Annotated in this window: 10 protein-coding genes; 2 read left to right on the top strand and 8 right to left on the bottom strand. The window is 47.7% G+C overall.

Going from position 1 to position 11,960, the window contains the following annotated elements:
- Position 1: 1 nt before the first annotated feature.
- On the bottom strand, positions 2-781 hold the full coding sequence (locus ACWQXP_RS09690) for a TatD family hydrolase (protein WP_454062616.1): 780 nt from the start codon (positions 779-781) through the stop codon (positions 2-4).
- Positions 782-896: 115 nt separating this feature from the next.
- Here ACWQXP_RS09690 and ACWQXP_RS09685 point away from each other — a divergent pair, with 115 nt between their 5' ends.
- Positions 897-1,457 carry a phosphatase PAP2 family protein gene (locus ACWQXP_RS09685; RefSeq protein ID WP_454062615.1) on the top strand — a complete coding sequence of 187 codons (561 nt, stop codon included), beginning with the start codon at positions 897-899 and terminating at the stop codon, positions 1,455-1,457.
- Between the two features lie 11 nt (positions 1,458-1,468).
- Here ACWQXP_RS09685 and ACWQXP_RS09680 read toward each other — a convergent pair whose 3' ends face one another.
- The 7 genes from ACWQXP_RS09680 to ACWQXP_RS09650 form a co-directional block, all read right to left on the bottom strand.
- Complete coding sequence (locus ACWQXP_RS09680) at positions 1,469-2,437, bottom strand: cation diffusion facilitator family transporter (protein ID WP_454062614.1); 969 nt, start codon at positions 2,435-2,437, stop codon at positions 1,469-1,471.
- 136 nt (positions 2,438-2,573) lie between these two features.
- The gene (glgA, locus tag ACWQXP_RS09675; protein ID WP_454062613.1) at positions 2,574-3,782 is read right to left on the bottom strand and encodes a glycogen synthase; all 1,209 of its coding nucleotides are present in this window, start codon (positions 3,780-3,782) and stop codon (positions 2,574-2,576) included.
- Between the two features lie 560 nt (positions 3,783-4,342).
- Positions 4,343-4,663, bottom strand: a complete 321-nt coding sequence (locus ACWQXP_RS09670; RefSeq protein WP_454062612.1) for a YtxH domain-containing protein — start codon at positions 4,661-4,663, stop codon at positions 4,343-4,345.
- A 29-nt stretch (positions 4,664-4,692) separates the two neighbouring features.
- On the bottom strand, positions 4,693-4,947 hold the full coding sequence (locus ACWQXP_RS09665) for a hypothetical protein (RefSeq protein ID WP_454062611.1): 255 nt from the start codon (positions 4,945-4,947) through the stop codon (positions 4,693-4,695).
- Positions 4,944-7,850 carry a malto-oligosyltrehalose synthase gene (gene treY / locus ACWQXP_RS09660; protein WP_454062610.1) on the bottom strand — a complete coding sequence of 969 codons (2,907 nt, stop codon included), beginning with the start codon at positions 7,848-7,850 and terminating at the stop codon, positions 4,944-4,946. Before treY ends, ACWQXP_RS09665 begins: the two co-directional genes overlap by 4 nt.
- 11 nt (positions 7,851-7,861) lie before the next feature.
- Entirely contained in the window at positions 7,862-9,154 is a 1,293-nt protein-coding gene (gene glgC / locus ACWQXP_RS09655) for a glucose-1-phosphate adenylyltransferase (protein ID WP_454062609.1), read from the bottom strand.
- Positions 9,151-9,441, bottom strand: coding sequence for a LapA family protein (locus ACWQXP_RS09650; RefSeq protein ID WP_454062608.1), 291 nt, complete (start codon positions 9,439-9,441; stop codon positions 9,151-9,153). Before ACWQXP_RS09650 ends, glgC begins: the two co-directional genes overlap by 4 nt.
- Positions 9,442-9,533: 92 nt before the next feature.
- On the opposite strand from ACWQXP_RS09650, the gene glgB reads away from it, so the two are divergent.
- Positions 9,534-11,714, top strand: a complete 2,181-nt coding sequence (gene glgB, locus ACWQXP_RS09645; RefSeq protein ID WP_454062607.1) for a 1,4-alpha-glucan branching protein GlgB — start codon at positions 9,534-9,536, stop codon at positions 11,712-11,714.
- The last annotated feature ends 246 nt before the right edge of the window (positions 11,715-11,960 follow it).

The raw sequence follows: 11,960 nt of genomic DNA, 5'->3' as shown, positions 1-11,960 counted from the left end.
TTCAACTGAGGTTGAACAGTCTTTTAGCGTTGGTGGCTGTAATTTTTGCAATTCGTTCGAACGCCTCAGGATTTTCTCCCTCCTTCACTTTTGCAACTTTTTCTGCCACCTGTTTAATGTAGGCCGACTCATTTCGTTTCCCGCGATAGGGAACCGGAGTCAAATAGGGAGCATCGGTTTCAATTAACAGGCGGTCATCAGGGACGGTTCTCACAATTTCTCGAAGTTCGGAAGCATTGCGAAATGTAATAATTCCAGAAAACGAAATATAAAATCCGAGACCTAAGGCATCGTTCGCTAACGTGGCATCTCCTGAAAAGCAGTGGATGACTCCTCCAATTTTCGCCGCGTGCTCTTCACGCAAAATCGTGATAGTGTCATTCTGAGCTTCACGAGTATGAATGACTACGGGAAGCTGGAGTTCATGGGCCAGTTGAATTTGTTCGCGAAACCGTTGTCGTTGGATCTCACGAGGGGAATGGTCATAATGAAAATCCAATCCAATTTCCCCATATCCAACGACTTTGGGATGTTTGGCCAATTCCTTCAATTCTTGATACCACGAGTCTTGGATATGTTTGACTTCGTGTGGATGAACGCCAACCGTGGCATATACATTGGCATGTCGATCAGCCAATTCAACCGCTGCACGACTTGTCGCCAAATCACAGCCAATCGTGATAAAGGATTCGACCCCGGCTTCCTCAGCACGTTCAAATATTTCAGCACGGTCCGGATTGTATCGTTCATCATCTAAATGAACGTGACTATCGATGAGCATACGACCTCAATAAGTAAAAAAGTTTCGTGAATGTACCATATTTTATGAGAACAAAGAAGTCTGGACTCGAGCGGACTTAGATGGGAAATGTGATGCGAGTGTGTAGGTGTCTGTCATGAGTTGGGATGAGCAATTATTCAGAAGCATTAATAGCCAGGCTGGGGCCTCTGAAATATTGGACTGGATGATGTACGAATTTTCGCAAGAGGGAAACTTGCTCTTTCCATGTAGTCTCCTCGTCATCTATTGGGGATGGACGAACTGGCGAGAGGCCAGGATTGCGGGGCCGACATTGGCGCTGTTGATTGGATTAAGTGATCTCATCGGCGGTCAATTGAAAATTGCTATCGACCGAGCTCGTCCCTGTCATGTTTTGGCGAGTATCCATGAACTGGTCGGATGTGGAGGAACGATGAGCATGCCTTCGAACCATGCCGTCAATTCTGCCACAGCCGCCGCTTTTCTTCATATGTTGTACCCACGCACGGCATGGATTACTTGGCCACTGGTCGGGCTCATTGGTTTGTCACGTGTCTATCTGGGGGCGCATTATGTCACTGATGTGTTTGCCGGATGGACGTTAGGTCTCGTGCTTGGGGCGAGTATAGGTTTCCTTGTAGCCAAATCTTCGTGGTTTGGCCGAGAAAAGGAGCCGTCCGTCGTACCTGCGACGTAAGGTTCAGGTTTCTACGAAGAATGAGAAGAATGAGAAGAATGCGAATGCGTAAAGCTTGGGCTCATTTCTCCATTCGTCAGTCGATTCAAATCGCAATGAACAGTATCAGGTTCCGTACAGTGAGTTTCTAGCTGAATGGTATGATGGTGGATGCCGAAATCGGCGATAATCATTGATTGAATACTGTTCAGAAGAACATCTTTTTCCTGTTCATGTTCCGAATCAACTAAGACATGACAGGTCAACATAATGAGGCGTGGTTCGACGGCCCAAATATGGAGGTCGTGCACATTCTGAACCCCGCCAATTCGTTCGATGGCTTTCACCACATTGGTGGGATTGATGCTGGGTGGTGTGGATTCTAACAAGACGTCAAGCGACTCGCGAAAAATCGGCCAAGCACCTCTGGCAATGACGATCACAATGAGAAGACTAATGAGTGGGTCAAGTGCTGTCCAGCCAGTATAGAGAATGCCAATGCCGCAGGCTACGACGCCAAGTGAGACCCAGGCATCGGCGAGCATATGCATAAAGGCCCCGCGAATGTTCAGATCGTCTTTTGCGCCGTGTTGAAGGAGTAAGGCGACTGATAAATTCGCCAAAAAACTGACGAGTGCAATGATGATCATCCATCCTCCTGGAACAACGACAGGATCGGTGAGTCGATGGATGGCCAGAGCAGCGAGGATTCCTGCCGTGAGCAGTAACACTAATCCGTTGACAAACGCAGAGACAATTCCTGCACGATGATAGCCAAAGGTTCGATCTTCAGTCGCCGGTCTGGCTGCTAAAATATGCGCATATAACGCGAGGAAGAGTGAGCCTTGATCGATAAGATTATGGCCGGCATCGCTCATCAGGCCTATGCTGTTAATCACATATCCGCCAATGAATTCTGCCACGATAATGATGGCATTGATGGCCATGCCAATACGTAATCGAGTTTTAAGTTGATTGTAGGAGAGCGTGGGAGTCGTCATGGTGTTAGTTTCGCATCATCCTGCTGAATGAGCAAGAACAAGAAGCGTGAGGTTGGATATTCTAACCAAGCGTATTGTTTGCCGATCAACCATCATCGTTTCTGACGTCATCTTTTAATTGATGAAGTATTGGATGTTACGAAAGAGTCAGGAGATGTTCATAGAGTGCTTGAGTTTGTCGTGCAATGGCTGACCAACTAAACAATTCTTCAGCTCGTCTCCGACCGGCTTTGGCATAGTGTTCGCGCTGGTTCTGGTTGGCCATCAGTTCGTTAATGGCCGTGGCTAAATCATTGGAGAATTGTTCCGGGTTGACGGGCGAAAATGGCGATTCTTGATGTTGCTGCAGCGAGACAAGTGTGCCTGTTTCTCCATCCACGACTACCTCTGGAATGCCTCCGATGGCTGATGCCACAATGGCCGTCTCGCAAGCCATGGCTTCAAGATTAATGATGCCGAATGGTTCGTAGATCGAGGGGCAACAGAAGATGGCCGCATGTGAATAGAATTCAATGACACTTGGTTTGTCGAGCATCTCACGAATCCAAATCACTCCCTGTCTTTTCTTGGATGCGTCTTGAACGGCACGTTCCATTTCCGCTTCGATTTCAGGTGTGTCAGGTGCTCCGGCACAGAGGACGACCTGGAACTCTGGGTTTAAGTGCTCAATGGCTTGAACCAGATGCACAATGCCTTTTTGTCTGGTAATTCGACCCACAAACAACACGTAGGGTTTTTCTGGATCAACCCCGTAACGGAGAAGGGCCTTGGTTGAGGTCTGTTTTGTGTACTCTGAGAGATCAATGCCATTATGAATCACCTTGATCTTATCTTGTGCAATGGAGAAATGGCGAAGAATATCTTGTTGCGTTCCGTGAGAGACCGCAATAACCGCGTCGGCCATTTCGAGTGCCGTTCGTTCTAGCCATAGTGAATAATCATAGCCACCCCCCAGTTGTTCCCGTTTCCAGGGACGTAAGGGTTCAAGGGAGTGCGTGGTGATTACCAGTGGAATCCCATAATTCAATTTGGCCAAAATGCCGGCGAGATGGGTATACCAGGTGTGACAGTGGATCAGGCTAGCATCGATGCCAAAGGAATTGAAGTCGAGTCCTCTCTGCATGGCTCCAAATACGGAAACTAAGGGCTTGGGACATCCGTACTGACTATTATCCAATTCAAATCCTCTGACGTGAAGGTTGGGTTCAGTCACTCTCTGGTCACCGAAGCACCGCACTTCCACTTGCATCAGTTTGGCAAGTTCTTGGCTGAGATATTCAACGTGTACACCGGCCCCTCCATAATTATACGGAGGATATTCATTGGTGAGGAGTAAGGCCTTCATCGTATTGTGTTTTCCTCTCACATGGGAATTTGTGTAGTGAGTGTTGTCCTGAGCGTTTGGAAATTCGCTCTATAGAAAACGCAAGAACGGAAGTATATCACCGTTGTTGCTCGACTATCTTGAACCGTAAATGGTGAAGACTCGTGACTGATCCTACGGACAGAGGGATCGGATTAGCGAGAGCTATTGGCTTGAGTTGACCCAGTCACGAGCGTGATGTTCCTTCACGTTGAAGAATTCTCTTGGCCAAAAGGTCAGACAACATGAGAAGAGCAGAAGCGTTTGTATAAAGCTGTACCGTTTCTTGTGTTTGGTGATGGGGTCGACACTGAGATTTATTTGAAGAGCGCGTTAAGTTCTTTTCTCATTCTCTGTCTCATCAAGACTTTCTACAAGTATACGATGAGAAGAACAGACGCCGTAGAACATAACGCCATGGCCGTATATTCGACCTTTGTCGGTAAACCTTAAACCCTCTTTTCAACAATTGGATGACAAGGAGGTTCGCTGTCGTCTTAATATTATGTATGTGACGACAGGGATATCGGCGTCCTTGAGCCTCAGGAGTCGATCGAAATTTCGTTAGACGGCGACTTGACTGACTGTTTGGTTGCATCCACAGCGGCTGTGACACGTGATGCCGCTTGTTTTAATGTCTGCTGAGTATCCTTTGTCAGGGTGTTGAGGGTGCTTTTCGTGTCGGTTGCCATTCCTGTGAACTCTTCCTGAGCCGTTTTCGCTCCTCGAACTAATCGTCCTCGCAGTGAAGTTCCAGGTTCGGGGGCCATTAGCAAGGCCGCGCCAGCACCAAGGGCGACTCCCGCAATAAAAACGAACGTATTGACCCAGCCTGAGTCGTCTGAATAATCTTGATGATCCATGATCGGTCTCTCCCTTGATATGGTATGATTTATGAGTGTCTCTGCTGTTTATTCCCAACGAATGTCGTTACGGCACTTCCTAGCAACACGCCAGCTCCAAACACAAGACTATAGGCGAGGCCTGTTCTCAATTCCGGCCAGCTCTCAAGAACTCGTTCCCAGAGTGGGACGCCCGTTGGAAAGTGAACATGCCCTTCCCATCCGAGGTTGGCTTGTTGAAACGTTTGATCTGCTTCGTTGTCTTCTTTCGGAATGTGTTCGCTGTTGTGTTCTAATATTGTCATGCGGTCCTCTCTAATAAAGCGACAGGGAAATGTTCAAGAATCTCATGTACCGGTACTATAGCTTTTTCATGGTGTTCCGTCGATGCAATCGATTCTCCTGTGAGTACATTCGTAAATCGCGAACCAGCCAATGTATCGGGAAGCAAAAGATTCGTGCCCTCCCACACCTCTTTCCCAAGCGGCCATTGTCCCGACTCAGGGCAGAGACTTGAAATAAAGCGCGGGATAATCGTTATTGCAGCCTGCTCACCTTCTATTCTACCAAATGCGCAGACATGTGGCGATTGTGGCCCATCGGACTCCAGAGGTTGAAAATCGCCTTCTAGAAATAGGGAGGCATGGGCTTTTCGATATTGAAGGGCCTTCAAGGTTGTCCAGAGTTTGAGGTGTCCATTATGAGGGTGCTCAAGCAATTGTCGCAGTAATGCCAGGGTTCCATCGCGTTGTTGAGTCTGGTTGAGGTCCTCAAGTGCTTGCCGGTGGTTTTCATACTCTATAGGTCGGCGATTGTCAGGGTCGACTAAATGGAAATCCCACAATTCAGTTCCTTGGTAAAAATCTGGAATGCCCGGTGCGGTGATCTTGAGCAACACCTGCGAGAGTGAATTCACCATGCCATAGTGTGCGACGATGTGTTGAAAGGAGAGGACGTCTTTGAGGAAGGCTCGAGAACGTGTGGGTTTCAGTATGTGGGCGATAAACTCTTGAATGGCTGATTCGTAGGCTTCATTTGGGTTGAGCCAACTTGAGTGGACTTTCGCCTCGCGAAGGGCCTTAAGCATATATTCCTGAATACGGTTTGTGAACTTCTCAAGGGCTGGTCCCTCAAGTGGCGTAAAAGGCCAGCAGCCGAGAATCGTTTGGTACAGAAAATATTCCTCATTCCGGTCAGGTATGGTTTGTTCATCAATGATCTGTTTGGCTTTTTTATTGAGCTGTGACCATCGACTGACGTGTTTTCGCCATTGTTGGGGAAGTTCAGAAAGCACATTGAGGCGAGCTCGAACGTCTTCGCCGCGTTTTGTGTCGTGGGTGGCTGTTGCAGAAATACTATACGGTGATGTGTTCTTTCGTATAAGCATTTGTTCGTAAAAGTGGTCGAGTGAAATGCCAAATTGGTCAGGTTCTCCCCCGACTTCGTTTAATGATGTTAATCGATTATAGATGTAAAACGCTGTATCTTCGACGCCTTTTGCCATGACCGGGCTGGTGGTTTGTTGGAATTTCATAATGAAACTATTGACGTCGCGCCAATCAAGATGTGATCCGTCAAACGGCACCTTCAAGAGGAGGTCGCGGATGAAGTCAAAGACCAGATTGTTAATGGCCGGATTTCTTTGTTTGGCTCGAGCCGTGGCTAGACGGATATATAGTCGATCACGATCGGCGACGCCTTCACTGGGATCGAAGGTGATATACGTACGATAGACTGGAAAGCAGGCAATAATTTCGCGAACGGCATGAATTAAACTGTTTAAGGTGAAGTCCCGTGAACGGCGATTCCGTTCGGAGAGAAGGCTGAGTTGATGTCCCAATGCGTTAATCTCACTGGACATTGCACTACTCATGATGAGTTTTTTGGAGTGATAAATGAGGTCGTTGTATGTTCCGGAAGGTTTGGTAAAACGGTTATAGAGATCGTCAAATTTTCGTACATGTTGTGTGTCAATAAAGAGGTTATTGAGCAAGGTCAAGAATTCATAACCTGTTGTGCCATGGCACGGCCATTCCTCACTCAGAGATTCAGACTTCCCTAATATTTTTTCCACTACGATGAAGATTGATCGGTTCTGCGCGTCAAATGGAAGGTTGAGTTCTTCGCGAGCCCATGCCTGCCATTGCTCGAGATAGGCTTTCGGATCAAACAGCCCGTCAATATGGTCAATGCGAAGCCCGGTAATTGCCCCTGTTTTGAGTAGATGAAATACGCACTGATGAAACTCTGTAAAGACCTGAGGTTCTTCCATACGGATTGCCGCAAGCTGATTCACATCGAAAAAACGTCGATAGTTGATTTCTTCAGCCGCCACACGCCAAAAGGCCAGACGATAGGCTTGATTGCTTACGAGCGCATCAAGTAAGTCAAAGCTTCGATCTGAGCCTTTGACCCCATTCAAAATACGAATATTTTCTTTGATGAACTCGGCGATATCGGAATGTTCTTGGCATAAGCTGGAAAGGCGACGCTGAATGACTTCTTTTTCTCGATATCGTTCGGCAATGCGTTCCTGGTCATGTTCATTTCTTGATGGGAGATGCGATAAGGCCGTAATGATGCTTTGAAATTCTTGCAAATGGGCATCGTCAGGGTTGAGCTGTTGTGCCAGGTCATCCTGGCGAAATGTGAGAATGAGTGTCCAGGTTGAAGGGTCGATCGGAAATTGATGATCATAATATTGAAAGAAAAATCGTCCATCCGAATAGGATAGGGCAATTTCCTGATTTTCCAACGCGATTCCGTATTGCTCTCCTAGAATGGGAAGTAATACTTTATTTTCAAGCTCAGGTTTGACGGGATTCCAGTCGATGTCAAACAGTTTGGCGTGCTTTGAGCTGGGACCGTTTTCTAAGACATCCTGCCACCAAGGGTTAGCGGATTGATCAATTCCCATATGATTGGGAACGACATCAAGAATGTGACCCATGTGATACTGCTCTAAGGCATTGATGAATTGCTGGTAGTCATCTTCACTGCCCAGTTCAGGGTTGAGTCTGGTGGGGTCAATGACGTCATAGCCATGGGTGCTACCAGGGAGCGCTTTAAGGTAAGGAGAGGCATAGCAGTCCGTAATGCCGAGGTCGTGGAGGTAGGGAACAAGATCGGCCGCATTCTTAAACGTAAACGATTGGTTGAATTGAAGGCGATAGGTAGAAACTGGAATGCGTCGACTGGGTATGGGCATGGAATGCAAACTTACGTAGGGTTAATCGGATCGATGACGGCTCGGCCGCCGTACGATTGACCTCGCGGAAGAACAATCAAGCCGGATTTGCCAACCGTACTAATTGGAGAATCCTTGGACTTGTGGAATCCTAACTCCGTCCCAGCGGAAATAACATTGAATCGATCAGCAATGACACGGCGTAATCGGCATTTTGGGCCAATGATCGTGCCATCGAGAATGACGCATTCCTGAATGACGGTTCCTTCTCCAATGCGAACATTGCGTCCGATCAGAGAGCGTGTAATTTTTGCATCAACAACAAGACTCCCTTGCCCAACCATGGCATCATCGACTCGGGTTCGGACTAAGCTGGCCACGGGTTCAAGGGATGCATCGGTTTGAATGGGCCAGTTCACGTTGCGAAGATCAAATATTGGCGTTTCCCCGAGGACATCCATGTTTGCTTGCCAATAAGCATCGATTGTGCCAACGTCTCGCCAGTAACCCCATTCTTCATACGGATGAATCCCTGGTACGACATTTTTCATGAAGTCATACGCTAACACTCGGTGTGTCTTTGTCAGTGAGGGAATAATATCTTTTCCGAAGTCATGCGTGCCGGATTCACTGGCGTCTTGTTCGAGCGCCTGAATGAGCGTATCCACATTGAAAATATAATTGCCCATCGAGCTGTAGGCCATTTCCGGATTGGTCGGCATTGGTTTTGGTGATTTGGGCTTTTCTTCAAAGCCAATAATCCGTTGCTCCTGGTCGACCTCCACGATACCGAATCCTTTTGCGGCCTGAAGTGGGACCGGAAGGGCCGCAACGGTCACATCGGCTTGATTATCTAGATGAAACTGAATCATCTGCCGAATGTCCATGCGATAAATATGATCAGCACCAAAGACTGCCACTAATCCAGGAGCAAAATCGCGTATGAGATTAATGTTTTGATAAATCGCATCGGCCGTGCCTTCATACCACTTGCCTCGCCCTTTCATTTGTGGAGGAACGACTGTAATGAACGATTGGCGATGTGGTCCTCCACTTCGCCAGGCACGACGTAGGTGTTCAATCAGAGATTGAGAACGATATTGAACCAAGACATACATGGCCAGAACACCGGAATTCAGGAAGTTGCTAAGGACAAAATCTGTGATACGATATGTTCCGGCAAAGGGAACAGCTGGCTTGCTTCGCTGTTCCGTGAGGGGCATGAGCCGCTCACCTTTTCCCCCGGCCATAATCATGGCTAAGACTCGCTGGGACACGCGCTCTCGTTGATGATTTCGTGGTTTGGAACCGTCGTGATCATTCATAGCGATTTTGTGTGGATCCGTGGAGAGTGAGAAGGTTTTGTTGATTGTTTCAGCTGTTCGATTTGTTTAGACTGTTGAGCAATCATTCGGCTTTTTTTCATTTGTGCGGGAAGGGAGGCCAGGAGGCTGATGATCACGCCAAGGGCGAGCGTGGTGAGCAGAACGATCACCAATGATCCCTGAAACGTCCAGGCAAAGAAATGGATGGTGATTTCGCTTGCATTCTGCAATGAAAAGGCTACGGCGAAGAAAACCATCATCAGAGCGGCAATTAAGGCAAATGACATGAGAAATTTCAGGCTCGATAGGTTATAATACGGAATAACATTCGACATTACTACACTTATTTACCATGTCCGCACCCCTTGATCAACAAACCATGCGTCTAATTCACGGAGAAGAAGGCCATCCGTTTGCCTACCTCGGTCCTCATCTCCAAGAGGGGACTGGAAAAACTCGTAGTGTCATTCGGGCACTGTTTCCTGAAGCTGCCAGCGTGAATGTGTTGTTCGATAACGAAAAGGCGCAATCCCATCCGATGAAGACGATGACGTCGGACGGTTTGTTTGCATTAGAGTGCGCCGTTGACGCTCGAAAGGTTGGTTACCGGTTTCAAGTGGTGAAGCAGAATGGGGAGCGACATGAACGTCGTGATCCCTATGCGTTTGACCCGGTCCTGTCAGAGTATGATCTCCATTTATTTGGAGAAGGCAAGTTGTATAAAGCGTATGACAAGCTTGGGGCGCAAGTGTGTCAGCATCAAGGCGTTCAAGGTGTCAGTTTTGCTGTCTGGGCACCTAATGCGAAGCGAGTGAGTGTGGTCGGGGATTTCAATGAATGGGATGGCCGGCGTCATCTCATGGAATCACGTGGAGGATGTGGACTGTGGGAATTGTTTATTCCCGAGCTGCAAGAGGGAGAGGTCTACAAGTATGAGATTCGTTCTCAGAATGGAGATGCTCCGTTTTTAAAAGCTGACCCCTATGCCACAGCGGCCGAGCTTCGGCCAAAGACGGCATCGGTTATCCGAACCACCACTCGTTATCAGTGGCAGGATCACGAGTGGATGGAAAGGCGAGGCAAGCAAAATCCATTAGCCACGCCGTACTCGATTTACGAAGTCCATCTTGCTTCGTGGCGACGAGTCCCTGAAGAGGAATCGCGATGGATGACCTATGGTGAGTTGGCGGAAACGCTTATTCCTTATGTGAAGGAAATGGGCTTTACTCATATCGAGCTCATGCCGGTCACTGAACATCCGTTCGATGGCTCATGGGGGTATCAATCGACCGGGTATTTTGCTCCGACCAGTCGGTTTGGATCTCCAGAAGACTTTATGGCTTTTATTGATGCCTGTCACCAGGCGAATCTTGGTGTGCTGATGGACTGGGCCCCGGCTCATTTCCCTGACGACCCCCATGGATTAGCCTGGTTTGATGGCACTCATCTCTACGACCACGAAGATCCACGTCTCGGGTACCATCCTGAATGGAAAAGCCGCATTTTTAATTATGGTCGGACGGAAGTGAAAACCTTTCTCATCAATAGCGCGTTGATGTGGTTTGACCGATATCACATTGATGGTCTTCGAGTTGATGCCGTGGCCTCGATGCTGTACTTAGACTATGCACGAAAGTCTGGCGAGTGGATGCCGAATCGTTTCGGAGGCAACGAAAACCTCGAAGCGGTGGAGTTTTTGAAAGAGCTTAATGTCATGGTTCATCAGGAGCATCCCGGGAGTGTCATGATTGCCGAAGAGTCGACGGCCTGGGCTGGTGTTTCGCGCCCAACGTATGCCGGAGGGCTAGGCTTTACCTTTAAGTGGAACATGGGATGGATGCATGACACGCTTGAATATTTCAGCATGGATCCAGTTCATCGTAAATATTACCAAAATAAAGTCACGTTTGGTCTGATGTATGCCTTTACAGAAAATTTTGTGCTGGTTCTTTCACACGATGAAGTGGTGCATGGGAAGAAGGCACTCCTCGACAAAATGCCTGGAGATAATTGGCAGAGGATGGCGAATCTTCGTGCACTTTATGGACACATGTGGGGACATCCCGGTAAAAAAATGTTGTTTATGGGATGCGAAATTGGCCAATGGTGGGAATGGAATCATGATGACAGCTTACAATGGCATTTGTTGGAGTATGCACCTCATCAGGGATTACAGCGCTATGTGGCAGATCTCAATCGCCTCTATCAATCTGAGCCGTCTCTCTACGAAGTCGATTTTGATTGGCAAGGATTTGAGTGGATAGATTTACACGATAGCGATCATTCAACCCTGACGTACATTCGCTATGCTCGTGAGCAAAAAGAACTTGTCGTGTGTGCGTGTAATTTTACGCCTGTCCCACGTTTACAATATCGCATGGGAGTTCCGCAGGCAGGCATGTATCGTGAGCTACTGAATAGTGATGCTGAGATCTATGGTGGGAGTAATATGGGAAACGCCGGAGCCGTGGAAGCTGAGCCCACTCCCTATCATAATCAACCTTATTCCCTTCTCGTGACCCTTCCCCCACTTTCCGTGGTTTTTTTCAAGCCCGTTTAAACACAATCCTGCATTGTATTTTTGCAGTGTCTTCAGTTTCTAATCTGAAATTTTTCTCTTTTTGTCGTGGGTGGTTATTTCTGAGGAACTGGTGCTCTTCCAGTAGAGGCGTTGCCGTCCCGATGGTTCTTTCTTTGTGGGCACGGTTATGCCGTATTTGTAAGTACAAATCTCAAGGTTGTGAACTCAAGATCTATGCTGTAATGCCGAGAAATAGAGGATGTATTAAAATGTCCAAGCCGTTGA

The organism is Candidatus Nitrospira salsa (genome assembly GCF_965152625.1).
Note: the sequence above shows the minus strand (reverse complement) of the source record. Positions and strands in the feature narration are given on the sequence as shown.

Coding starts and splice junctions, on each gene's coding strand:
- treY (WP_454062610.1), bottom strand. CDS start 7,850: ATGCCCATACCCAGTCGACGCATTCCAGTTTCTACCTATCGCCTTCAA.
- glgC (WP_454062609.1), bottom strand. CDS start 9,154: ATGAATGATCACGACGGTTCCAAACCACGAAATCATCAACGAGAGCGC.
- ACWQXP_RS09685 (WP_454062615.1), top strand. CDS start 897: ATGAGTTGGGATGAGCAATTATTCAGAAGCATTAATAGCCAGGCTGGG.
- ACWQXP_RS09690 (WP_454062616.1), bottom strand. CDS start 781: ATGCTCATCGATAGTCACGTTCATTTAGATGATGAACGATACAATCCG.
- glgA (WP_454062613.1), bottom strand. CDS start 3,782: ATGAAGGCCTTACTCCTCACCAATGAATATCCTCCGTATAATTATGGA.
- ACWQXP_RS09680 (WP_454062614.1), bottom strand. CDS start 2,437: ATGACGACTCCCACGCTCTCCTACAATCAACTTAAAACTCGATTACGT.
- ACWQXP_RS09665 (WP_454062611.1), bottom strand. CDS start 4,947: ATGACAATATTAGAACACAACAGCGAACACATTCCGAAAGAAGACAAC.
- ACWQXP_RS09670 (WP_454062612.1), bottom strand. CDS start 4,663: ATGGATCATCAAGATTATTCAGACGACTCAGGCTGGGTCAATACGTTC.
- ACWQXP_RS09650 (WP_454062608.1), bottom strand. CDS start 9,441: ATGTCATTTGCCTTAATTGCCGCTCTGATGATGGTTTTCTTCGCCGTA.
- glgB (WP_454062607.1), top strand. CDS start 9,534: ATGCGTCTAATTCACGGAGAAGAAGGCCATCCGTTTGCCTACCTCGGT.